General features: G+C 63.6%; 20 protein-coding genes. 10 read left to right on the forward strand and 10 right to left on the reverse strand.

The genetic code is table 11. The annotated features are described in order from the left end of the window. Positions 1-66: 66 nt before the first annotated feature. The 7 genes from ATY77_RS07225 to ATY77_RS07255 form a co-directional block, all read right to left on the reverse strand. Positions 67-909, reverse strand: coding sequence for a class I fructose-bisphosphate aldolase (locus ATY77_RS07225; protein ID WP_088686742.1), 843 nt, complete (start codon positions 907-909; stop codon positions 67-69). Further along, positions 882-2630, reverse strand: a complete 1749-nt coding sequence (locus tag ATY77_RS07230) for a glycerol-3-phosphate dehydrogenase/oxidase (protein ID WP_190237594.1) — start codon at positions 2628-2630, stop codon at positions 882-884. Before ATY77_RS07230 ends, ATY77_RS07225 begins: the two co-directional genes overlap by 28 nt. Before the next feature lie 11 nt (positions 2631-2641). Further along, positions 2642-3637, reverse strand: coding sequence for an aldo/keto reductase (locus tag ATY77_RS07235; RefSeq protein ID WP_088686743.1), 996 nt, complete (start codon positions 3635-3637; stop codon positions 2642-2644). Then, entirely contained in the window at positions 3634-4641 is a 1008-nt protein-coding gene (locus tag ATY77_RS07240) for a sugar-binding transcriptional regulator (RefSeq protein WP_064685329.1), read from the reverse strand. The genes ATY77_RS07235 and ATY77_RS07240 overlap by 4 nt, the downstream gene beginning before the upstream one ends. 1 nt (position 4642) lies before the next feature. Beyond that, a complete protein-coding gene (locus tag ATY77_RS07245; RefSeq protein WP_190237595.1) occupies positions 4643-5632 on the reverse strand; it encodes an ABC transporter permease in 990 nt (329 codons plus the stop codon). A gap of 22 nt (positions 5633-5654) precedes the next feature. Beyond that, positions 5655-7181, reverse strand: a complete 1527-nt coding sequence (locus tag ATY77_RS07250) for a sugar ABC transporter ATP-binding protein (protein ID WP_088686744.1) — start codon at positions 7179-7181, stop codon at positions 5655-5657. A 63-nt stretch (positions 7182-7244) separates the two neighbouring features. Continuing rightward, the gene (locus ATY77_RS07255; RefSeq protein ID WP_088686745.1) at positions 7245-8273 is read right to left on the reverse strand and encodes a substrate-binding domain-containing protein; all 1029 of its coding nucleotides are present in this window, start codon (positions 8271-8273) and stop codon (positions 7245-7247) included. Positions 8274-8676: 403 nt separating this feature from the next. On the opposite strand from ATY77_RS07255, the gene ATY77_RS07260 reads away from it, so the two are divergent. Continuing rightward, positions 8677-9681, forward strand: coding sequence for a hypothetical protein (locus tag ATY77_RS07260; RefSeq protein WP_088686746.1), 1005 nt, complete (start codon positions 8677-8679; stop codon positions 9679-9681). 61 nt (positions 9682-9742) lie between these two features. On the opposite strand, the gene ATY77_RS07265 is transcribed toward ATY77_RS07260, so the two are convergent. Continuing rightward, positions 9743-10621: an AraC family transcriptional regulator gene (locus tag ATY77_RS07265; RefSeq protein WP_088686747.1), complete on the reverse strand. Its 879-nt coding sequence runs from the start codon at positions 10619-10621 to the stop codon at positions 9743-9745. A gap of 250 nt (positions 10622-10871) precedes the next feature. Here ATY77_RS07265 and ATY77_RS07270 point away from each other — a divergent pair, with 250 nt between their 5' ends. From ATY77_RS07270 to ATY77_RS07290, 5 genes are read left to right on the forward strand one after another with little or no spacing between them, the layout of a single operon-like run. Continuing rightward, a complete protein-coding gene (locus tag ATY77_RS07270) occupies positions 10872-12299 on the forward strand; it encodes an arabinose isomerase (RefSeq protein ID WP_088686748.1) in 1428 nt (475 codons plus the stop codon). Positions 12300-12358: 59 nt separating this feature from the next. After that, entirely contained in the window at positions 12359-13420 is a 1062-nt protein-coding gene (locus tag ATY77_RS07275; RefSeq protein WP_088686749.1) for a sugar ABC transporter substrate-binding protein, read from the forward strand. Beyond that, entirely contained in the window at positions 13417-14916 is a 1500-nt protein-coding gene (locus tag ATY77_RS07280; protein WP_088686750.1) for a sugar ABC transporter ATP-binding protein, read from the forward strand. Before ATY77_RS07275 ends, ATY77_RS07280 begins: the two co-directional genes overlap by 4 nt. Beyond that, a complete protein-coding gene (locus ATY77_RS07285; RefSeq protein WP_088686751.1) occupies positions 14909-15910 on the forward strand; it encodes an ABC transporter permease in 1002 nt (333 codons plus the stop codon). The genes ATY77_RS07280 and ATY77_RS07285 overlap by 8 nt, the downstream gene beginning before the upstream one ends. 9 nt (positions 15911-15919) lie before the next feature. Further along, positions 15920-17683 (forward strand): CocE/NonD family hydrolase, encoded by a 1764-nt coding sequence (locus ATY77_RS07290; protein WP_088686752.1) that lies wholly within the window; start codon positions 15920-15922, stop codon positions 17681-17683. 30 nt (positions 17684-17713) lie between these two features. Here ATY77_RS07290 and ATY77_RS07295 read toward each other — a convergent pair whose 3' ends face one another. Then, positions 17714-18436, reverse strand: a complete 723-nt coding sequence (locus ATY77_RS07295; RefSeq protein WP_088686753.1) for a response regulator transcription factor — start codon at positions 18434-18436, stop codon at positions 17714-17716. 12 nt (positions 18437-18448) lie between these two features. Further along, positions 18449-19687, reverse strand: a complete 1239-nt coding sequence (locus tag ATY77_RS07300; protein ID WP_088686754.1) for a sensor histidine kinase — start codon at positions 19685-19687, stop codon at positions 18449-18451. 278 nt (positions 19688-19965) lie between these two features. Here ATY77_RS07300 and ATY77_RS07305 point away from each other — a divergent pair, with 278 nt between their 5' ends. The 4 genes from ATY77_RS07305 to ATY77_RS07320 all read left to right on the forward strand — a co-directional run bounded on the left by ATY77_RS07305 (position 19966) and on the right by ATY77_RS07320 (position 24395). Further along, positions 19966-20982: an ABC transporter substrate-binding protein gene (locus ATY77_RS07305; protein ID WP_088678123.1), complete on the forward strand. Its 1017-nt coding sequence runs from the start codon at positions 19966-19968 to the stop codon at positions 20980-20982. A 70-nt stretch (positions 20983-21052) separates the two neighbouring features. Next, positions 21053-22504 (forward strand): sugar ABC transporter ATP-binding protein, encoded by a 1452-nt coding sequence (locus ATY77_RS07310; RefSeq protein ID WP_088686903.1) that lies wholly within the window; start codon positions 21053-21055, stop codon positions 22502-22504. Continuing rightward, on the forward strand, positions 22501-23448 hold the full coding sequence (locus tag ATY77_RS07315) for an ABC transporter permease (RefSeq protein ID WP_088678122.1): 948 nt from the start codon (positions 22501-22503) through the stop codon (positions 23446-23448). Before ATY77_RS07310 ends, ATY77_RS07315 begins: the two co-directional genes overlap by 4 nt. Continuing rightward, positions 23445-24395: an ABC transporter permease gene (locus tag ATY77_RS07320; protein ID WP_088686755.1), complete on the forward strand. Its 951-nt coding sequence runs from the start codon at positions 23445-23447 to the stop codon at positions 24393-24395. Before ATY77_RS07315 ends, ATY77_RS07320 begins: the two co-directional genes overlap by 4 nt. Positions 24396-24405 lie beyond the last annotated feature (10 nt).

Below are 24405 nucleotides of genomic sequence, written 5' to 3' on the forward strand. Positions count from 1 at the left end.
CTGTCATTGCCTACGCAATTCCAAAGATAAACCGCTTCACGCTTTTCCGGGAATTGCTCCAGCGCCTCAGCCTTGGCGATAGATCGCAATGGCTTCTTCGCCGCTCGCATCCTGGTGGATGATCGCCATCAGCCCGCGCACGACGGCGCTCGGATTGGCATGCTGGTAGATGTTGCGACCATAGACCATGCCCATCGCCCCCTGCCGCATCAAGGAAGCGGATTTGGCGAAGACGGCGCCGAGATCCTCCTTGCCGCCGCCGCGCACCAGCACCGGGCATCGCGCCGCCTCGACCACCCGGTGGAAATCCTCCGCATTCGTCGTCGGATCGGCCTTGACGATATCGGCGCCCATCTCGCGGGCGAGCCGCGTCAGGGTGACGATCTTGTCGGCATCGCCGTCCACCATGTAGCCGCCGCGCTCGGTGACCGGCTGCATGACGAGCGGTTCGATCATCAGCGGCATGCCGTATTTCTCGCAGTCCGCCCGGACGCGCGAAATGTTCTGCACGCACTGGCGGAAGAGATCGGGCTCATCCGGCAGCATGAACAGGTTGACGACCACGCAGGCGGCATCCATCTGCAAGGCGCCGACCAGCGGCTCCGCTTCGTTCTGCAGCACTGCCCACATGTCGCGGTGGCGGATGCGGTTATAGGGATTGCCCAGGTCGATGCGCATGACGAGCGCCGGCTTGTCCTTGCCGGGCAGATCCTGCAGCAGGTCGGCCTGGCCGTAATTCATCTGGATCGCATCCGGTCCCGCATCGACCAGCGCCTTGACGACGGCCGGCATGTTCTCCAGCCCGTCGAGAAAGGACGGTTCGTTGCAGACGCCGTGATCGATCGCCACATCCAGGCAGCGGCCGTTGCCGAACAGCCGGTTCATCCGGACCTTGCGGTTGTCTCGCATAATTCACTCCTTCGTTCGTTCCTTGCGGAAAGGGTTGCCTCCGCCACACCGTGGCGCTCGCGCATGATGGTGAGAAAGCGGATGCGCTCTTCGGCGGCGCGCTCAGCCGGCCAGCCTCTCTCGGCGGCCAGCAGGCCGAGCACGGCGTCAGCCATGTCGAGCGACAGCTCGCCGGAGATCGCTAAGGTCGTGCGGCGCAGCAGCAGATCGTCCAGATGCTCGACGGCTTCGGCGCCGATCAAATAGTTGACTTCGCGGAGGCTGTAGCCGGGATGCGGCAAAGGATGGTCGGGGCCTGCCGCGATGAAGCCGGCGACATCCTCCGCATCGGTGCCGTAACGTTCGAAGAGGATCGAAGCGCGATCGACGGAAATCCCCGCCGACGCCGCAAGGTCACGCACCCAGCCGCCGCCGTCTTTCGGGAAGGCACGCCCGCCGCCAAATGCCCTTTCCGCCGTATCGACGCGCCGAGGCCGACCGAACCGTTCCAGCACCATGTCGGCCGCCAGCACACCGAAGGAGCGGAACGTCGTCCACTTGCCGCCGATCATGCAGAGCACCGGCGGGCCTCCATCATGGCTTTCGATCACGGTGCAGAAATGGTCGCGCGGGATGCGTCCGGTAAAACTGTCCTTGCTGGCCGGCAGCGGACGCACGCCGGCAAACTGGAAGACGATCTCTTCCGGCCGGATGCGAATGCCGGGCAGCACGAAGGCAAGCGATTGCAGGATATAGTCGCGCTCGTCGCTTTCGCAGCGCACGGTGCCGGGGTCGTCGACGCGAATGTCCGTCGAGCCGACCAGCACCTTGCCGAGATAGGGAAAGAGGATGCAGATGCGCCCATCCTCGTTCTCGTAATAGATCATGTGCCCGCCGAGCATGTCGCGGAGCGCGGGATTGTCGATGATGAGATGTGACCCCTTGGTGCCGCCCATCAGCGGGGCGGGCCGCGCGGCTTCGGGAAAGAGCGATCCATTCACGATGTCGATCCAGCCGCCGGTCGCGTTGACGACCAGCCTCGGCTGGATGCGAAGCGTCTCCCCGGCGATGCCGTCGCGCAGCAGAAAGTCTCCCGCCCCGGCCTGCTCGATCATCGCATAGTTCAAGGCCCGGGCATTCGGCCCAGCGGACAGGCCGTCGCGCAGCAGTTCGATGCCGATCCGCTCCGGATGGCTCACCCAGGCGTCGTAATAGGTCGCGGAGCTGCGGGTCCCGGGATTGAGCGCCGGCCATTTTGAGAGCGTCGCCCGGCGTCCGCGGAACTGGTGGCGGGGCATCAGCGCGCGCTTGCGCGTCAGGAAATCGTAGATGGCGAGCCCGGTCTTGATGGCCACGGCGCCGCGGCGGCTCGGACGGCGGGTGAGACCGAGGAAGCGCACGATGCCGTTGGCAAGGCCGGAGAAGATGTCGAAAACCGGAACCGTCGTCGGCAAGGGCGCGACATAATGGGGCGCGTTGCGCAGCAGCCGGTCGCGCTCGACGAGCGATTCCTGCACGAGGCTGAATTCGCCATTCTCCAGATAGCGCAAGCCCCCATGGACCATGCGCGAGAGAGCGGCACTTGCGCCGGAGCAATAGTCGCCCTGCTCGACGAGCAGGACGTTCACGCCTTGCAGCGCCAGCTCGCGAAAGACACTGAGCCCGTTGATGCCGCCGCCGAGGACGCAAACGTCCACCTTCGGGCTTTGGCGAAGCCCGTCCATTGTTTCCACACGGTTCATGATGGCGTCCGTTATCCGTCCATGGTGGCGAGCTGCGCCGATATGGCGGTGTCGATGGCCACGAGATCGGCGGTTGAAAGGCGAAGCGTTCCCGCCCGCGCATTGTCGAGCGCCTGCGCCGGGTTTCTCGCGCCGCAAAGCGCGAAGGTTACGCCCGGCTGCGCCAGCGTCCAGGCGATCACCGTCTGCGCGATGCTGGCGCCGTGGCGCTCCGCCACGGGCCGGATCGCCTCGGCAAAATCCTTGGCCTTGCGGCGGTTGGCGACGGAAAAGCGCGGATTGTCCTTGCGCTGGTCGTCGCCGGAAAAAACGCGCTCGGGCCCGATGGCGCCGGAAAGCAGGCCGAGCGCCAGTGAGGAATAGCTGAGCGTCGATACGCCGTTGGCGATGGTGAGCGGCAGCAGGTCCGCCTCGATCTGACAATCGATCATGCTGAACCGCTCCTGGATCGCGTCGAGCGAGCCGGTCTCGATATATTGCTCGAGTTCCGACCGGTTGACGTTGCTGGCGCCGATCGCGCGGATCTTCCCGGCCTGTTTCAGCTCTTCCAGCGCCGCGACTGTCTCCTCGATCGGCGTCGTCGGGTCCTGCCAATGGGTGATGTAGAGGTCGATATGGTCCGTGCCGAGGCGGCGCAGGCTTTCCTCCACCTCGTGAACGATCGAGTCCCGCCCGAGATGGCGGTGCACCGGCTTGCCGTCCTGCTCGAAGAAGTGGTTGCCCTTTTGGGTATGCCACACCAGCCCGCATTTGGTGGCGATCACCGCCTTGTCGCGGCGTCCGGCAAGCGCCTTGCCGACGATCTCTTCGGACCGGCCTAGGCCGTAGGCCGGCGCCGTGTCGATGAGCGTGACGCCGGCGTCGAGCGAGGCCTGGATGGCGGCGATGGATTCCGTCTCGTCCGTGCCACCCCACATCCAGCCGCCGATCGCCCAGGTGCCGAGGCCGACGGCCGAGGCCTTGACGCCGGAGCGGCCGATTTCACGGGTCAACTGTTCGCCGCTCATGCGGAAAATCCTTCCTCGGATGCGAGTTCAAGAATGCGTGCGCCCGTCGCCTCGTCGGTGACGAGCGTATCGAGGTGGTTGCCGCGCAGGATGCTGAGGATCGGCCCGGCCTTGTTCGGGCCGCTGGCGACGCCGATCTTCGTCGGGATCGAGGCGAATTCCGGCAGCGTCAGCGAAACCAGCGACCGGTTGAGGCTGTAGTCGCAAACGCGGCCGTGATCGTCGAGCAAATGGGCGAGCAGTTCGCAGCTGGCGCCCGAACGCTCGATTGCCGCGCGATCGGTGCTGGAGGAAGGGTGCAGGTCGTAATAGCTCGAATCGTCGGTCAGGATCGAGCCGATGCCGACCACTGCGACCTTCGCTTCCCGCGCCCGCCGGAAGACGTCGGCGACGGAGCGCATGTTGATCAGCATCGACCGCTGCTCGGCGTCATCGGCAAAGAGCGGCGCATGGATCTGGTAGGAGCGCCCGCCAAGCCGGTCGGCCATCAGCGTCGAGACGTGGTTGACGTCGGTATAGTGTTTGCCCTGCACGCAGCCGGTGGCTGGGATGACCTCGACATCGAAGCGGCGCGGCGCCTGGAGGCCGGCGACGACGGCGCTGACGCCCTTGCCGCCGGTGATGCAGATCGTATCGCCGTCGGCGATTTCTTCGAGTAGCAGGCGGGCCGCCGCCTCGCCGACCGCCTGCAGCGCCGTCTGCGGATTGTCGGAGACGGTCGGGACCACGACCGCGCGGCTGATGCCGCCGAGCGCCAAAAGCCGTTCCTCCATATCGACAAGCGGTTCGATCGGCGATTTGATCTTGATCTCGACCAGGCCGAGCTGACGGCCCCGCTTGATGAGGCGGTTGACGGTGGCGTGCGAGATCCCGAGCTGATCGGCGATCTGCGCCTGCGTCAGACCCTCCAGAAAATGCAGGACGAGCGCCTGGTGCATCTGGCGGGCGATGACGATTTCTTCGCGCGGGGCTGTCGTCCTGGGTTTCAGTTTGGCGATCGGCATGTCAGGCGGCCTTCCGCTTGTGCAGGAAATGGTCGATGGATACGGCGGCAAGCAGGATGCATCCTTTGATCATGTCCTGCCAATAGACGGAAACGTTTAGCAGGATCAGCGACGAGGTGACGAGGGAAAGAAGCGCGATGCCGAGAATGGCGCCGAGGATGGTTCCCGAGCCGCCGTTCAGCGAGGCTCCGCCGATCACCGCGGCTGCGATGATGTTCAGCTCCATGCCGACGCCGAACGTGGGCGTCGCCGCGCCGAAGCGGGACATGTAGATGACGCCGGCGACGCCGGCGAGCGTCGAGCACAGCACCGTCACCCAGAACTTCACTTGGTTCGTCTTGATGCCGGAATAGAGCGCCGCCTTCTCGTTGCTGCCCGTGTAGAACACCTTGCGGAAGGCGGTCGCCCGGCGCAGCAGGAAATCGAACAGCATGACGACGGCGACGAAGATCAGGATGACGTAGGGAACGCCGTAGAACGTGCCCTGCCCCACCGCCTTGAAGCCGGCCGGCAGCGTGAAGAGCGAAAGCGGCGTGCCCTTGGTGATGATGAGGCAGAGGCCGCGCACGATCACCATGCCCGCCAGCGACGTGATGAAATGGTTGAGGCCGACGACGGTCACGAAGAAGCCCATGATGGCGCCGATGGCGCTGCTGGCAAGAATGCCGGCAAGCGAGGCCGTCCACGGATCGAGCCCGGCAAGAAAGAGCGAGCCCGAAAGCACCATCGCGAAACAGACGACGGAGCCGACCGCAAGGTCGATGCCGCCGACGATGAGCAGGATCGTCATGCCGACGACGACGATACCCTCCACGGAGAAGCTCATCAGCATGGCGCGGAAATTGCCGAGCGTCAGGAAGTGCGGCGACGCGGAGCTCATGATTATGCCGAGCGCCAGGATGATCGCGATCAGCCCCGCCTCGCGCATCGTGGCGATGCGTTTGAAGGATGACGTCCTGGGCAGGCCTGCCGCCATCGTGTCGATTGCCATTTCCCTCTCTCCCATGTTCTCTTCACGCGGCATGATCTGCCGCCCTTGCGCTGCCCATTCCGGAAGCAAGGCGGATCACGGCCTCTTCCGACACCTCGTCGGCACCGAGTTCGCCGGCGATGCGTCCCTCGCGGACGACCAGCAGACGGTCGGAAAGGCCGAGAAGCTCCGGCATTTCCGACGAGATGACGATGATGCCGATGCCCGAGCTTGCGAGCTCGCGCAGCAGACGGTGGATCTCCGCTTTCGCGCCGACATCGATGCCGCGCGTGGGCTCGTCCATCAGAATGACCTTCGGCTTCACCGCGAGCTGCTTGGCGATCGCCACTTTCTGCTGATTGCCGCCGGAAAGCGATTTCACCGGCGCCTCGATGCCGCTCATGCGCACGGCCAACCGCCGGGCGAAATCGTCGGCCAGCGCGGCCTCCGCGCGGCCGTTCAGCAGGCCGACCGAATTGGTGAGCGCCTTCAGATCCAGCACCGATATGTTCTGCGCGATGGACATTTCGAGAAAGACGCCCGACCCCTTGCGGTCCTCGGACAGGTAGACGATCCCTGCTTTCACCGCATCGGAATAGGCGCGGATCGGCCTCATGTCGCCGTGCAGGCGGACGGTGCCTGCCGTGCGCGGCCGCAGCCCGCAGATGCCTTCGGCGATTTCCGTGCGGCCGGAGCCGATGAGGCCGCCGATGCCGAGGATCTCGCCCTTGCGCAGGCCGAAGCTGACGCCGTGAAAACGCACCCCGTCACTGATGCCGTCGACCTCGAGAATGGTCTCGCCTGATATTTCGCCGGCACCGAGCTTCTCGGGATAGAGCTGCGTAATCTCGCGGCCGACCATGCGGCGCACCACGTCATCCGGCATCACGTCGGCAATGCGGTCGGTGCAGACGTAGCGGCCGTCGCGAAACACGGTGACCCGGTCGCAGAGGCTGAAGATTTCGGCCATGCGGTGGCTGATATAGATGATCGAAATGCCGTTCGCCTTGAGGTCGCGGATGATCGAGAAGAGCTGTTGCGCCTCGGTCTCGGTCAGGGCAGCCGTCGGTTCGTCGAGGATCAGCACGCGGCAATCGAGCGTCAGCGCCTTGGCGATCTCGACCAGCTGCTGGCTTGATATCGGCAGGTCGGCAACCTTGCGGCGGACATCGATCGCGGCAAGCCGGTTCATCACCGACTGCGCATCGCGCTCCAGCCCGCGGTAGTTCATGAGCGGCGCCCGGCGGCGGTTTGTCGCCGCCATGAACATGTTTTCGGCAACCGTGGCATCCGGGCAGAGCGCCATTTCCTGGTGCACCAGGCCGATGCCGAGAGACTGGGCGGCGGCGGGAGAGGAAATGCGGACAGCCTTGCCGTCGACCCGGATTTCGCCTTCGGTCGGCTGCAGCACGCCGGCGATGATGTTCATCAGCGTCGACTTGCCGGCGCCGTTCTCGCCGCAAAGCGCATGGACTTCACCGCGTTCGAGGGTGAAGTCGACATCCGTCAACGCCTTCACCGCCCCGAAATGCTTGGTGACACCATGAATGGTGAGCACGGGCTCCGCCATCATCTTCCTCCCTCTCCATCTCGGCCATCCGCACCAGGCAGCGCGGATGGCCCTGTCGGGGTCTTATTCCTCGATGCCCTTGGTGCCGCGATGCTTCAGATACTTGTCCCAGTAGAAGTCGTCGGCATTTGCGGCGGTCACGATCGAGAGGCCGTTGTCGACGACCGGGATGCTCATCGGGTTGAAGCCCGAGCGCTTGGCGTCGTTCATCGGGTCGATCAGTTCCGGATGCTTGGCGAGCCACAGCAGCATGAAGCCCATGTAACCCTGCATGCCCTGATTGGGGTTGATCGAGCCGAAGACTTCGCCGGCCTTGATCATGTCGAGAATGTTGGCATTGACGTCGGCGCACATGACGAGAACCTTGCCGCCGGTTTCCTTGTTGGCCTGCGCGGCGCCGATTGCGGAATTCGCTTCCGGCATGAAGACCGCCCCAAGGTTCGGGTTCGCCTGGATGAGGCTGGAAAGCCCTTGATAGGCCTTGGTCGGATCCTGGTTGGACGCGGCGCGGCCGACGAGCTTCATGTCAGGCCACTTCTCCTCCATGCGAGCGATGAAGGCGGCGATGCGCTTGTCGTGGTTGTCCTGGCCGGGGTTTTCCAGAACGGCATATTCGCCCTTGCCGCCCATCTTCTCGGCGATCGCATCGGCGGCATAGGTGCCTTCGCGCGTATTGTCCGAGGTGATGAAGGAGACGCGCTTGGAGAGCGGCGAGTCGGCTGCAAAGGTAACGACCGCCGTGCCCTGGCCGATGGCGCGGTTGATCGGCTCGATGAACGGGTCGGAGTTCATCGGATGAACGAGAATGCCGGCCGGATTTTGCGCCAGCGCCTGGTCGAAAGTAGCGATCTGCTTGTTGACGTCATATTCCGGCGTGCCGGTATATTCGGTCTCGCAGCCGAGCTGCTGCCCCGCCTGCTTGAACATCTCGTAAACCGGGAACCAATATTCGACGCCCGAGACCATGACGTTCATGACGTATTTTTCGCCCGGCTTGCAGCGGAACGGGTTCTCCGTCGCAGCGGCGGCGGAGCCGGCAAAAAGGGTTGTTGCCAAGACCGCCATTGCGGTCGTCGTGAGAAAAGTGCGCAAAAGTCCTCCTCGAGGCCGAAGCCCCTCCCAAAAAGCCCGAGGGCGCCGAAACGACGCCGCTGATCGCGTTGAAGCCCGGATTTCCTCCTCGAAGTCCGGTATGTGCAGCTAATCGCAAAGCCGCATTTGTGTCAATAAAATTCACACGCTGAAATATATTTCACATCATTGCGTTCTGGCGCGACGACGGTTCGAACCTGTCACTGAAACAGCATCGGAGTTTTTCGGACTTCGCAGGCTGCCGGCCATGCCGCGCTATTCGACAAAGCGCTGGCGTTCGAAGTCAGTATTAAGGACTGCGGGAGCAGGATTGCAGACCGTCGGGCCTCGTGCCAAACAAACGCGAATCCGCTATTGCTCGTGGCGTCATGTCATGATTGCCCAATGTGCAGGAGACTGCTGCATGCCCTTTAGAACAAGCCTTCCCAGATCTCTTGCCTTCACCGCGATCCTCGCATCGCTCCTGGTTGCAGGCCCGGCGCTGGCTTTAGGGAAAACATCGCCGGTCCCAAGCTGGCTGGCCAGATATGTCGGCGAAGGCAAAGGCCAGATCGCCGCCGTCGTTCTGGAGCGTGCTCGGGCGCTTTACCAGCAGAAGATCGCGGAGGGAAAGGTCAGGAACTCCTGCTATTTCGCGATGGACGCCACACGGCCGAACGATCTCACCGACGGAACAGCAGGCGGCCGCTTCTACATGATCTGCGAGGCGGAAAAGTCGTTCCGGGTGATATCGGCGGGACATGGCGGCGGCCGCAACCTGAAGGGCGTCGTCAACTTCTCCAATGGCCGGGAGTGCGCCAGGAATTTCGGCAATGCGATGGATTCCAACCTGACGGCGGGCGGCGCCTATCTGACGAGTGAGATCAAGACCTCGTTCAAAGGCTATTACGGCGCTTCTGCCGATCAGGAGACGGTTCTGACCCGCTCATTCCTTCAGTTCGACGGTGTCGGCGAGACGGCGAACGCCAGGCAGCGCGCCATCGGCGGACATGCCGCGGCGCTCGTCTCCGGCATATGCATGCAGAAAAAGCCGGAAAGCCCCTATGCCAATCGTGAGGGCTATGTGCCGTTCGGAAAGCTTGTCACCTATGCGGGCGGCCGCAGCGACGGCTGCACCAGTTGGTCGCCCGAGGAAGCCCCGCAAGTGCTGTCGATGGTGAAGGATGATCCGACCACCCTCTACATCTATCCGGAAGCCCGCGACATCAGCGCGGTCGCGCGCGCGGTTACATCGGGCCAGCCGCCGGAAAAGGCCGGATCATATTGGAACGCTTCGTGCCTCGGCGAAATCGGCTCTCCGCAGTTCTGGCCGAAGGAAAAGCTGGAGCCGGTCATCGTCAAGTACAAACAGGATCATCCCGCCCCGCCGCCGCGGCCCGTGCCGCTTTGCGAGACACCTTCAAACTGAGAACGTGCCACCCAGCACGGCGGTGCTCCGCCTATTGCACCTCACTTTGTCTTTCGCCGACTCAATCGCCGCCGATCGATCGGCGCTTATATTCGGATGGACTGCAGCCGACGAGATCCTGAAACTGCGACGAGAGATGGAATGCGGAACTGAAGCCGAGAAGACCGGCGACTTCCTTGATGGGTTTGTCGGTGTTGGCGAAAATATCCTGCGCCCGGCGGATTCTGAGTGAAACGAGGTGCTGTTTCGGTGAGACACCGGTCTTTTCGCGAAAGACCCGCCGAAAATATGAATAGCTGACGCCGAGTTCTCCCGCCACATCCTCGACCGAAATCCGCTGCGTACACCGTTCCATCAGCAGCATGCGAGCCCGCTCCACCAGCCGGTCCGCGGGCGCCGCTGCCGTGAGTTCTCTCTGTTGTGAGAGCAGAGCCAGAAGCTGGAGTCCGAGTGTCGAAAGCAGCGGCTGGTTGGCAAGTCCGTCCTCTACTGCAAGGCTGTGGACTCTTTCAAACACAGCCGCAATCTCCGGCGTCGACGGCAGGACGGAGCGTGAAGGATCGATCAGTCCCGCAGTGCGGGCAAAGTCGAAGGCCGTGCTTCGGCATTCGATCCAGTTCTCCGTCCAGCCAAGCTCCGGATCGGGCGCAAAACGGTGCCAGACCCCGGGGAACAGCAGGACGATGGATCCAGCTTCGACCACCTGCGTCTTGCCGCGGCGCCCGAATTCGAAAAGGCCGCGCCCTTCGGCGATGAGAATGACCTGATAGGCCTGCAGGATCCGGCCTCTTTTCCAATCGAAATGATGATCATCGGGATGGCGGATCGGAGGATAGACGGAATGAGGCAGGATTTTCGTATGCCCCGTAGAGACCGCCGTGCATCCCCAGGCAGAACACAGCCGATTATCGGGCAAATAGAGGAAATAGTTCTTTGTCATCGACCATCGCCAAGGATCATTTTTTGTATGCTTCCGATCATTTTTGGGGAAAAGACCGTTATGTCAACTCGCATCCGTGATGCTACGGTTCACAGGAGGATGGAGCCGGCAGCGGCGTTGCCGCCGAGGCGCCAAACCGCAAGCCAGTTGCGGCCCTGGAGGAGAAAAAGTCAGTGTCATCGTTGCTGAGCGCGGCCGGCGTCTGCCTGCTGCCACACCCTGCGCATTGCTGTTTGACGGCGGAGCGCGCATGACGGATCGCAAGCTGAAGGTCGGCCTCTTCGGGATAGGCCTCGCGGCCTACTGGCCGCAATTCGAAGGGCTGGAGGAAAGGCTTGAGGGTTATGTCGGGCAGATGGCCGACAAGCTGGCCCGGCCGGATATCGAGGTCGTCAACCTCGGCCTGATCGACACGCCCGAAAAGGCCTTCGACGCCGGCCATCGTTTCCGCGAAGCCGATGTCGATATCATCTTTCTGCACGTGACGACCTATGCGCTCTCGTCCACGGTCCTTCCGGTCGTGCGGCGTGCGCGTGTTCCCGTCATCATCCTGAACCTGCAGCCGGAAGCATCGATCGACTATCGCAGCTTCAACGCGCTTGGAAACCGGACGAAGATGACCGGCGAATGGCTCGCCCACTGCGGCGCTTGTCCCGTGCCTGAGATCGCCAATGTGTTTCGCCGTTCGGGGGTCGCCTTCCACCAGATCACCGGCATGCTGCACGGCGACCCGATCGTCGACCGCGAAATCGCGGGCTGGATCGATGCGGCACGCGTCGCCCATGTGATGGCGCATAACAGGCTCGGCGTCATGGGCCGCTATTACAGCGGCATGCTCGATATCTATTCCGATCTGACCGCTCATGCGGCAGCCTTCGGCACGCACATCGAAATCGTCGAGATCGACGAGTTGGCGCGCCTGCGGCGCGAGGCGACGGACGAGGAGATCGCTCTGTCTCTGACGACCATCAGGCAGGAATTCGACATCGATCCGGATTGCGATCCAGCCGAACTTCGAAGGGCTGCCGGCACCGCCGTCGCCTTGCGCAAGTTCGTCGATGCGAGGAAGCTCGGCTCGCTCGCCTATTACTATGAATCCACGCCGGGCCATGAATATGAAGACGTGATCACCTCGGTGATCGTCGGCTGCTCGCTGCTGACGGCGCAGGGCGTGCCGGTTGCCGGAGAATACGAGGTCAAGAACGTCCAGGCCATGAAGATCATGGACAGTTTCGGCGTGGGCGGCTCCTTCACCGAATATTATGCGATGGACTTTCGCGAGGACGTCGTGCTCATGGGCCATGACGGACCCGGCCATATCAAGGTCGCCGAAGGCAGGACCAAGATCCGCCCGCTCATGGTGTATCACGGCAAGGTCGGATCCGGCGTCAGCGTCGAGATGTCCGTCAGGCATGGGCCGGTGACCCTTCTGTCGGTGATCGAGCGTGAGGGGCGGATCGTTCTGCTCTGCGCCCAGGGAGAGTCCGTGCCCGGACCGATCCTGGAAATCGGCAATACCAACAGCCGCTACAAATTCGAGATCGGCGCTCGCCGCTTCGTCGAGAGCTGGAACGCCGAAGGGCCGGCGCATCACTGTGCCGTCGGCGTCGGACATATCGCCGGAAAAATCGAAAAACTCGGTAAGCTTCTGGATCTCGAGGTGATCCAGATCTGCTGAACATGCATGGGCCGCGGGCTGACGCCCCGGTCAAAAACAACAGGTGAGGAGGACCTGACATGCCTATAGGAAATTCGACATATCCCGCCCGCGGACGCCGCATCGCCGGCCTGCTCGTTGCGGCCGTTCTGGCGCTGGGAGGCCAGACGGCCGGTGCTGCCGAGATCCATCTGGACGCCCCGGCGCCGACACCGCCTGCGGAAGTGGCAAAGTTCGAGCCGATCCAACCCGGCAGCGCCAAGGGACTGACACTTGGCTTTACCCAGCTCATCCTCGGCGTTCCCTTCACGGATGCACTGCAGCGCGGCATGGAGAAGGCCTCCGAAACTGCCGGCTTCAAGCTGGTGACCTGCGATTCCAAGATGGATGCCGCCACCGCCCTCTCCTGCGTCCGCCAGTTCAAGACGCAGAATGTCGATGGCCTCATCACATTCCAGGCAGACGCTGCGGCCGCCGCCAACATCTGCGCCGAAGGCCCCAAAGTTCCCGTCATCGCAATCGATATCGAACAGAAGCCGTGCGAAACCGCCTTTGTCGGCGCGGCCAATTCCTATGCCGGTGAAATCGTCGGCCATGAACTCGGCATGTATTTCGCCAAGAACTTCAATTGCGAATACGATGCCTTCGTATCGCTGGAATCGACGGCCGTGGGCGTCGTCAACGACCAGCGGATGGGCGGCATCCGCAAGGCCTTCGAGGCCATTTGCGGGCCGGTGCAGAACCTGCGCATCATCGATACGGGCGCCGGCGGCCAGGCCGATGCAGCGCAACGCCAGTACACCGACACGCTGACCGCTCTGCCCGGCGCCACTAAGATCATCACCGTCGGCATCAACGAAGACGTCATCACCGCAGCGCTGGCCGCTGCGCGCACGCAGGGACGGAACCAGGATCTCTATCTGGGCGTCCAGAATTTCGACCCCGACAATTGCCAGATCTGGACCGCGCCGCATTTCATCGCGACGGCCGCCTATTTCCCGGAGCGTTACGCCGATCTGATCGTCCCCAACCTGGTCAAGGCCATCAAGGGCGGGAAGATCCACAGCCAGATCCTGGTTCCGCATGAGCTGATTACCCCGGCAAATGTCGCCAAGATCTACCCGGAGTATGCCTGCAAATGACGACGGACTTCCTTGCCGTACGCGACATCCGGAAATCGTTCGGCCCGGTCGAGGTTCTGCATGGCGTGGACCTCGATCTCGCAGCCGGAACGATCACCGCCCTTCTCGGAGAGAATGGCGCCGGCAAGTCTACCTTCGTGCGCATCCTGGCCGGTGACCACCGGCCGGATGACGGGACGATTTCCGTGGACGGCAAGCTTGCATCCTTCCACGGTGTCGGCGATGCGCGGGAAGCCGGTATCAGGCTGATCGCCCAGGAAATCGCCGACGCCCCCACCCTGACGGTTGCCGAGAACATCGTCCTTGGCGCCTGGCCGACAAAGGGCGGCCTTCTTGATCGGCGGCTCATGCAGCGGATGGCACAGGAGGCGCTTGATCTGCTTGGCGCCGAACTGCCGCTGATGGAGAAAGTCGCAAATCTTCGTCTCGGCGAGCGGCAGATCATCGAGATTGCCCGCGCAACGATCGGCGCGTCGAAGTGCATCATCTTTGACGAGGCCACCGCCGCCCTGTCGGACGCCGAGGCGCGCAAGCTGTTTCAACTGATCCGTCGCCTGGCCGAACGCGGAACTGCCGTTCTCTACATCACTCACCGGCTCGACGAAGTTTTTGCCTTGGCGGATCGGGTCTGCGTGCTGCGTGACGGCCGCGTCTCACTGGACCGGCCGACCCGGGAGGTTTCCCAGGAACAGGTGATCGAGGCAATGGTCGGGCGCGCGGTCGCTCATACGCGCCATTCGTTTGCTGCTCCATCTTCCGCCGCAGAGCCGGTTCTCGAGGCCAAGCGCCTCGGATCGGATGCTTTCGCGGATATCTCCTTTGCGCTGCGGCCCGGCGAGATCCTCGGCATGTATGGCAAGGTCGGTTCCGGCGTCCCGGAGCTCGCGGCCTCGCTCGTCGGTGCCCGGACGTTCGATGGAGGTGAACTCCTCGTCGACGGCAAGTCCGTCCGTTTCCACCATCCGGCCGAGGCGATAGCCGCGTCGATCGGGCATCTGCCGGCAGACCGGGCGAGCGAAGGGCTGTTGCGCACGATGACGCTCGCGGAGAACCTGTCCGCACCAAGCTGGCCAAGGCTGGCCCGCTCCGGCCTCCTGAGCGGCGAGCGGCTGCGGTCCGCCTATTCCCGCTGGCATCGCAAGCTGCGCGTGAAGGCGGATGCCACCGGCAGCCAGATCATCACCGAACTGTCCGGCGGCAACCAGCAGAAGGTCCTGCTCGGCCGCTGGCTCGAGGCAAACTCCAAGATCCTGGTGCTGACGGAACCGACGCGTGGTGTCGATGTCGGCGCCCGCCAGGAGATTTATCGCATCCTCGCCGATCTGGCAGCCAAAGGTCATGCCATCATCATCGCCACCTCCGACTACGAGGATATCAATGCCGTCGCCAGCCGCGCGCTCGTGCTGGTCCGCGGGCGGCTGGTTGCGGAAATCCCGCACGATCGCACTTCAACCGAAACTCTGACCGAAGCCGCGGGAGGCGGTGTCCATGCATGACAAGCTTCAATCCGAGGCCATGACTGCCATGGCGGATATCGACGCGACTGGCGGTAAAACCGGCTTCTGGCGCAAGACGCCGGAGTCGGCGGCGCTCCTCGCCTTCCTGCTCGTCGAGATCATCTTTTTCTCCTTGAGTTCGCCCTACTTCCTGACCTGGGGCAACTGGGTCAACGTCATCACGGCCTTATCGATAACAGGCGTGCTTGCGGCCGGCGGAACCATGCTTTTGATCGCCGGCCAGTTCGACCTGTCGGTCGGCAGCGGTGTCGCCTTCGTAGCCCTCGTCATGGCGCTGACCGTCAACAGTATCGGCATCGTTCCGGCAAGTGCCCTCGCATTGCTCGTCGGCATGGGGATCGGCGTAATCAACGGCTTTCTGGTGACGAAGATCGGTGTCAACGCGCTGATCACCACGCTTGGCACACTGGCGATCTTCCGCGGCCTGACCCAATCGATCGGCGGCGGCAAGAATATGCTGATCTCCAACTTCGACTGGGCGATCTGGCGCCCCTTCCTCAACATTCCGCTGTCCGCGTTGGTCTTCGTTCTCGTCGCCATCGTCGTCGGCGTCGTCCTCAAACGCACGGTCTTCGGCCGGTCGATCTATGCGATCGGCGCCAATGAGAATGCCGCGCGCCTGGTTGGGATCAAGACGAAGCGCGTGGTCTTTTTGAGCTTCCTGCTGTCGGGCGCGTTCATCGGGCTCGGCGGGCTGATGAGCGCCTCGCAGCTCGGTTCGACATCGGGCACGACCGGTATCGGCCTCGAGCTCGCCGTCGTCACCGCCGTCATTCTCGGCGGCACGTCTCTGAAGGGCGGCACGGGTACGATGTTCGGCACGGTGATCGGGCTGCTGATCGTCGGCGTGCTGAACAATGGGCTGACGCTGATGAACATCAACTCTTCCTGGCAGCAGGCCGCCACCGGCTTCCTGCTCATCCTCGCGGTCTCCTTCGACCAGTTGCGGCAGCGACTTGTCGGCAGGCGCTGAGAACCGGATATGACGAAACAAGCAACCTTCAGGCTGCTCGACAATGTCGATGTGGTGATGCGCGACGGCGTGAAACTCAAGACCGATCTCTGGCTTCCGGCGGCGGACGGCGCCAGGCCGGTGCTTCTGCAGCGAACCCCCTATCGCAAGGAAGCGCCGTTCGGATCGCAATATATTTCCGCTTTGGAGTTTCAGGCGGCGCTGCGCCGAGGTTATGCGATCGCAATTCAGGATACCCGCGGCCGCTATCAATCGGACGGCGAGTTCACGCCCTTCGAATTCGAGGGGCGTGACGGCGCCGATACGATCGAGTGGCTGAGGCGCCAGCCGTTCTGCAATGGGAAGATCGGGATGTTCGGCGCGTCTTATGTCGGCGCCACGCAGGTGCTCGCGCTGTCGGAAAATCCCGCAGGTCTGAAAGCGATCGCGCCGCAGCTGACGACGGCGCGTCACGGCGAAACATGGATGTATCGTGGCGGCGCGCTGGAACTCGCCTTCCTGCTGCTATGGGTGATCGAGGCGCTGGGCGCCGATCATATCCTGCATCGGATGGCGATGATGCCGACTGACGTGCGGGAGCGCTCGCAGGCGTTTCTAGAGCTCTTGCAGCGGGATCCCTTTTCGGCTTTCGCCCGGCTGCCAATCTTGAATGAAGCGATCGCCGAGCTTGCGCCTTATGTCCGCGACTGGTTCGATCCCGAGGTGATCAGCGGCAAGTTCGCGTCAGATCGACCGGATTGGATCGAGACGAACGAAACCGCAATGCTGGTCGTCGCCGGATGGAACGATATCTTTCTCGAGGGTTCGATCGAACTCTTCGAGAAGGCAAAATCGCGTTGGATGGGACGGCGCGAGATACCCGACCGGCTCATCGTCGGCCCGTGGTCCCATGGCAATCCAAGCGACTGGCAGGGCGAGGAATGGCTGGGTTACGGCGCATCGAGCATCGACCTCCCGGAGGAGAACCTCGCCTTCTTCGACAGCATTTTTCAGGATCGCCAACCGACCTCGCCAATGGTGCGCTATTTCCGTTCGGGGTCGAACAGCTGGCACGCAGCGCCGGATTGGCCGCTGCCGGATACGGTCGCCGTGCCGCATTTCCTCGATTGCGGCCGAGCCACGCTCGGCTCGGCACCCGGCGCGAAAGCGAGCGCCAGCTATGTCTCCGATCCGACGAGACCGGTGCCGACCGTCGGCGGCGCGACTTTCCTTCCCGGCCTTCTTCTCGGGAGAAATTCGGGGCCGCTCGATCAGTCGACGATCGAGTCGCGAGACGACGTGCTGGTCTTCACCGGCCAGCCCCTTCGTGATGATCTCGAGGTGACAGGTTTGGTAACGGCCTGCCTCTGGGTCACCTCATCGGCTCCGACCTGCGATTGGACAGCAAAGCTTTGCGACGTGGCTCCCGATGATCGGAGCCTCGCCGTCGTCGATGGCATCGTCAGATGGAGCCGCGGCGGCGAAACAGGGGATGATCCCGCCGAAGTCATCATCCGGCTCGGACATACCAGTCGCCTGTTCAAGAAAGGGCATCGGCTGCGGCTTCAGATCGCCTCTTCGAACTTTCCCCGTTTCGACCGCAATCCGCAGTCGGAAGTCGCTTCCACTCTCGCGAAGGCCTCGGATTTCGCTCTGGCCAGGCAGCAGATCTTCTCCGGCGCGGCCTATCCCAGCCGCCTCATCCTGCCCGTGGTGACCACTGCCTATCCTGCTGCCAACTCACTCGCCGCGGTGACGGGGGAACTTGGCTCCACGGAGTCTGACGATAACTGATAGCCACGAGCATTCGCGGCAACGTCTCAGCTACTTCCCGTCAAGCCATTCCTGCAGCTCCGCCTCGGCCCGTTCGAGGGCGCTGTAGTTCAGGAGTTTGCGCAGGAAGGCGATGGTGACGGCGCGGGCGCGGAGGTTGAAGCGGCCGTCCTCGTGCTCGTCGCCGGCGGTCTGGTAGACGTCGAGCTTGTCGTAGAGCTGCTGCAGGCGGTTCTGCACGCTGCGCAGCGACAGGCCCCGGCGTTTGGCGATGGCGCGGTCTGTCAGGCCGAGGGCGATGTCGACGAGGATCTCGTATTCGGAATCGGTAAAGCCGTTCGTCTGGCCGAGGCTCTTCTGCTGAAGGCCCCGCACCTCGCGGTCGATGACGCATTGGCTCTCGATGAAGATCGAGCGCAGCGCAAGCTTCAGCCGCTCGTCGGAAGCGGATTTCAGCACATAGCCATAGGCCGCGCCATCCGGCACGATGCGCGAGACGCCGCGCACATAAGCCTCGTCCGAATAATTCGACCAGAACAGGATGCGCGTCTCCGGCCGCTCCTTCCAGATCGTGCGCGCCGCCTCGATGCCGTTGCGGCTCGCCATCTGCAGATCCATGACGATATGCGCGGACTTGTGGTCGCGGGCGAGCCTCTCGCCGGCGGTTCCGTTCTCCGCCTCGATCACCGTATCGCATTCCGGCAGAGCGGCGTTGACCGCCTCATGCAGATAGGACCGGTGCAGCGGGTCGTCCTCGACGATCAGAACCTTCATCGCGCTTTCTCCTCAGTCTGGCTCGCCCGCGGGGCGGTTCGGCGCAAGCGGCAGCACGACGCGCACCGCGGTTCCGCGATTATTGTGGCCGGGTCCGGTCGTGAAGCGCGCCGAGATCAGCCGCGCCCTGGTCTTCATATTGTCGATGCCGCCGCCGATCCGTCCCCGCGTCTTGGCAAGCCCGGTCCCGTCGTCGGAGATTTCGATCGACAGCTGCTCGTCGTCGGCTTCGAGCCGCACCATGATCGCCAGCGGGGCGGCATGGCGCACGGCATTGTTGATCGCCTCTTGCGCGATGCGGAACAAGGCAACGCTGACGGTCGGCTCCAGCCTTTCCAGCGCGCCGTTCGTCTCGTCGGCTAGGCCCCATTCGATGCCGGCCCCGGTGTCGCGGGTCGATCGGTCGAGATGGTGCTCGATTGCCTGGGCAAGACCGAAGAGCTGGAGCACGGAAGGTTTTGCCTGCTCGATGATCTGCCGCAGATCCTGCATGCAATGCTGCAGGGACCGCGAAACGGGTTCGAGCGCCTCGGGCGTCACTTCGCCGTTGCGCGACAGCCGGTCGATCCGGCGGGCAAGCCGCGTCAGATCGGCGAGCGTCTGGTCGTGAAGGTCCATGCCGATGCGCTGCCGCTCCTGCTCCAGGGCTTCGGTGAGTTTCAGCGCGCCTTGGCGCAATCCCTCTTCGCGGGCGCGCGCCTCCGCCTCGACGATCGCCGAACGCTGCGCCTGCTCGGCCGCCTGCAGCGCGAAGAAATAGGGCGTCAGAAGATCGGCGATGATGCGGGCGCGCTCGACGTCCTCCATCGTATAGACGCCGGCCCGGTGAGACGAACAGGAAAGGGCCGCGATAATCGTGCCCTGCACCTTCATCGGCACATGCAGGCGGCTCCTGAGCGATTGTTCGACGATCGGCCGCTTGAAGGCGCCCTCGAAATGAAAGCGCGGATCTTTCATCGCGTCGTCGGAGAGCAGGAAGTCGACTTCCCCCCGCAGGAGCGAGCGGATGGGGCTGTTGACGACAGGCGCTCCGGCAATTTCGCCCCAGGCGGTTTCGATGCCCGTCTCATAGGCCGTGTGATAGTTGCCGCCCTCCAGCAGCACGCAGACATCGAGATGATCGTGCGGGATGATGTGGGCGACCTCGGCCGCGACGGAACGGATCGCCGAACGGAAGTCGAGCTGGCCGGCAAGCAGCCGGGAAATGCCGAGATAATGGTCGAACAGGGCTGCCGGTGCGAGATGCAGCATTGTCAGTTCCTCCCCGTCGCGACAGGCTCCTCAACCCGCCGTGATCGTTTCCCAGTAAGCGCCCGCGAATGGGCCGCCGTCTTGCGTAAACCCGCAGCTTGTTGCGCAAAACCCGCAAACGACTTGCCGCCTTGCCCCTGTACAGGCCGGCTGATCTCCCGCATCCTGCCCTTACTGAGAGGAGGAAGCTCAGTGCAAGAACAATTTTCACTTCGGCCCGCTTGAACCGGCAGGAGTGAAGCGATCGGCCGACCGGCGCGATCATGAGGGAGGAAGACATGACAATCCGTAAGATGCTTCTGGCATCGGCCGCTATTGCTTGCGCCGCCATGCCCGTATCCGCCTTTGCCGACACGTCGGCCAAAAAGATCGCCCTTTCCAACAACTATGCCGGAAACTCCTGGCGCCAGGCCATGCTGACCAGCTGGGGCAAGGTGACGGGCGAAGCCGTCAAATCAGGCGTCGTTGCCGCAGCCGACCCTTTTACCACCGCCGAAAACCAGGCGACGGAGCAGGCGGCGCAGATCCAGAACATGATCCTGCAGGGCTATGACGCGATCGTGCTGAACGCCGCCTCGCCGACGGCGCTGAACGGCGCCGTCAAGGAAGCCTGCGACGCCGGCATCACCGTCGTTTCCTTCGACGGCATCGTGACCGAACCCTGCGCCTGGCGCATCGCCGTCAACTTCAAGGAGATGGGCCGCAGCGAAGTCGAGTACCTGTCGAAGAAGCTGCCGCAGGGCGGCAATCTGCTCGAGATTCGCGGCCTTGCCGGCGTCTTCGTCGACGACGAGATCTCGGCCGGCATTCACGAGGGCGTCAAGCAGTTCCCGCAGTTCAAGGTCGTCGGCTCGGTCCACGGAGACTGGGCCCAGGACGTGGCGCAGAAGGCGGTTGCCGGCATCCTGCCGAGCCTGCCCGAGATCGTCGGCGTGGTAACGCAGGGCGGTGACGGTTACGGCGCCGCGCAGGCGATCGCCGCGACCGACCGCAAGATGCCGACCATCATCATGGGCAACCGAGAAGACGAGCTGAAATGGTGGAAGGAGCAGAAGGACGCCAATGGGTATGAGACCATGTCCGTCTCCATCGCACCCGGCGTCTCCACCCTCGCCTTCTGGGTCGCCCAGCAGATCCTCGACGGCAAGCAGGTCAAGAAGGACCTCGTCGTGCCCTTCCTGCGCATCGATCAGGACAATCTCGAAACGAACCTCGCCAATACCCAGGCCGGCGGCGTTGCCAATGTGGAATACACGCAGGCAGACGCGATCAAGGTCATCGAGTCGGCAAAATAATCTCCCGGCGATTGCCGCGCGGCCGCGAATGGCCGCGCGGCATTCCTTGCGAGCAGATGTGGCAGGCAGCATGGATGACGTATTGAAGGCTGTAATCGCCGTCGACGGCGCCAAGGTGAGCTTCGGCGCGGTCAGGGCGCTTGACGGCGTTACGCTCCGCGTCATGCCGGGCGAATGCGTCGGGCTCGTCGGACACAATGGAGCCGGCAAATCGACGATCGTCAGCGTGATCAATGGCGGGCTGACGCCCCATGAAGGAAGTGTGGCGAGCGATGGCGAGCGGCTGGAGCGATACGGCATCAACGCCGCGCGCGGCCGCGGCGTGCGCTGCGTCTTCCAGGAGCTTTCGCTCTGCCCCAACCTCTCGATCATCGAGAATACGCGCATCATGCACCGCGATCTCGGCGGCTTCGGCTGGCGCAGGCGTGCAGCAAGAGTGATCGAAAAGAGCCTCGATACCGTCTTTCCCGGCCACGGCATCGACAGCGGCCGGGCCGTCGGAGACCTTTCGATCGCCGAGCGGCAGATGGTCGAGATCGCAATGGCCTTTTCCGACGCCGGCATTGCGCCGCGGCTGGTGATCCTCGACGAGCCGACCTCCTCGCTCGATGCAAGCCTTGCCCGCCAGATGCTCGACCATGTCCGCCGCTTCGTCGCAGCCGGCGGCTCCGTCATCTTCATTTCGCATATTCTGCACGAGGTCCTCGAAACCTCCGACCGCATCATCGTCATGAAGGACGGCCGTGTCGTGGCCGAACGTCCGGCGCATGGCTTCGATCATCATGGTTTGGTGGAAGCCATGGGCACCGTTGCGAAGGAGGAGACGGGCAAGCGCCCGGCGCGCGAACAGTCCTCGGCCCCGCTCGTTCTCTCCCACCAGACGGAGGGCCGCCCTTTTTCGGCCCGCAAGGGCGAGATCATCGGATTGGCGGGCCTTGCCGGCCACGGACAGACGGAGCTGTTGCTCGCCCTGCATGCCGCCCAGTCCAGCAACTGGCTGCCGGAGCGCGATCCGCTCGTCACCTTCGTCGCCGGCGACCGCCGCCTCAACGGCGTCTTCGAACTCTGGAGCATCCTGCGCAACTTTTCCATCGCCTCGCTTGGCGACCTATCGCGGCGCGGCCTCATTCTCGCCGGCGAAGAGGAGACGAAGGGCGCCGACTGGAAGCGGCGGATCGAAATCCGCACGCCCGACATGGAAAACCGCATATTGTCGCTTTCCGGCGGCAACCAGCAGAAGGTGCTCTTTGCCCGCGCGCTTGCAACACGCGCGCCCGTCGTCCTGATGGATGATCCGATGCGCGGCGTCGATGTCGGGACCAAGCAGGAGGTCTACGCGATCATCCGCGACGAAGCTTCGCGCGGCCGCACCTTCATCTGGTATTCGACTGAAATGGACGAGGTGCGCCTCTGCGACCGCGTTTACGTGTTTCGCGAAGGCCGCATTACGGCCGAACTCGCCGGCGATGCCGTCAGCGAGACGAACATCATCGCCGCCTCCTTCGAAGGGGTCGCAGCATGACGTTCCGGCTCTCGTCCGACGCCATGCGTCTTGCCATTCCGGCGCTGTCGCTGACGCTGCTGCTCGCCGCCGTCTTCTGGCTGCAGCCGCGCGCCATGAGCTATGTCGGGCTCAACCTGCTTTTCAACCTGGCTGTGCCGATCGCGCTTGCGACGATCGCCCAGATGCTCGTCATGGCGGTCAACGATCTCGATCTCTCCATGGGCACCTTCGTCAGCTTCGTCGCCTGCGTCAGCGCCACCTTTCTGCGCGATAATCCTGCCATGGGCCTGCTGATCCTTACGGGCGCGATCGCAGCCTATGCGGGCCTCGGCGTCGTCATCCATCTGCGCAATCTGCCCTCCATCGTGGTGACGCTCGGCATGAGCTTCGTCTGGGGCGGCCTAGCCGTTCTGCTGCTGCCGGCCCCGGGCGGGCAGGCGCCGGACTGGGTGCGCTCTCTGATGACCGTCAAGCCGCCGCTGGCGCCGATGGCGATCGTCGCCAGCATCGTCATCGCCGCCGTCGCCCATCTTCTCGTCATGCGTTCCTCGCTCGGCGTGCTGATCCGCGGCATCGGCGGCAACCAGCGCTCCGTCGAGCGCGCCGGCTGGTCGATCGTCGCGGCGCGCGCCGCAGCCTACGGTCTCGCCGGCTTCTTCGCGGTGCTTGCCGGTATCGCCCTCGTCGGCCTGACGACCTCGGCGGACGCCAATATCGCGCTGCGCTACACGCTGCTCTCGATCGCCGGCGTGATCCTTGGCGGCGGCGAGTTCATCGGCGGCCGCGTCTCTCCGGTCGGCGCCGTGATCGGCGCGCTGACGCTGACGCTCGCCGGCTCCTTCCTGTCCTTCCTGCGCATCTCCCCCGACTGGCAGATCGGGGCTCAGGGCGCGATCCTGATCATCGTGCTGGCGCTGCGCCTGATGCTGAACCGCCTGGAGAAGCGGGAGAAACGCCGATGACCCATGCCCTTCGTCTGTTCGGTAAACCCTGGATCTGGTCATGGCTTGCCGCCTTCGTCGTCTGGTTTCTGACGATCATGGTGACGCTCGGCGCCAGCACGCTCGGCCTGTCGCAGGCAGCACTCACCTTCGCGGCCTTCTCGGTCATCGTCGGCATCGGCCAGATGTTCGTCATCACGCTCGGCCCGGGCAATATCGATCTCTCCGTTCCCGCCACCATGACGCTCGCCGCCACAGTGGCGCTGAAGCTGATGAATGTCGAAAACGGCTTGATCCTGCCGGGGCTTCTGGTCGCCATCCTCATCGGCCTCGTCGTCGGCCTCTGCAACTATGCGCTCATCAAGGCGCTGCGCATTCCGCCGATCATCGCCACGCTTTCGGTGAGCTTCATCGTGCAGTCCGCGGCGATCTGGACCAACCGCGGCCTGCGTATCAAACCCCCGAGCATACTCGCGGAATTCACCACCTCGAACACGCTCGGCGTGCCGAATGTGGCGATCGTCGCGCTCTTGGTCTCGCTCATCGCCTGGTTCCTGCTGGAGAAGACGATCTACGGGCGCTGGATCTCGGCGATCGGCCAGAGCATGCCGGCCGCGCGCATGGCCGGGATCCCTGTCGACGGCACGCGCTTCGTCACCTACCTCTTCTGCGCCGTTCTCGCCTCCGTCGCGGGCTACCTGCTCGCCTGCTTTTCGGGCGGCGCGGCGCTCAACATGGGTTCGGAATATCTGCTGACTTCGATCGCCGTCGTCGTGATCGGCGGCACGGCGGTTGCCGGCGGCGATTCCAACGTGCCGGGCATCTGGGGCGCATCGCTCTTCATGTTCCTCGTCGTCTCCATGCTCAACACCTACGGGCTCGGCGCGGGCATCCGCCTTATCATGACCGGCCTCATCATCATCAGCGTCATCATGCTCGCCGGCGGCCGCCGGGCGGGCATGCGATAAACGGGAAGAC

Origin of the sequence: Rhizobium sp. R634, assembly GCF_002211305.1 — a bacterium.
Classification (GTDB): Bacteria; Pseudomonadota; Alphaproteobacteria; order Rhizobiales; family Rhizobiaceae; genus Rhizobium.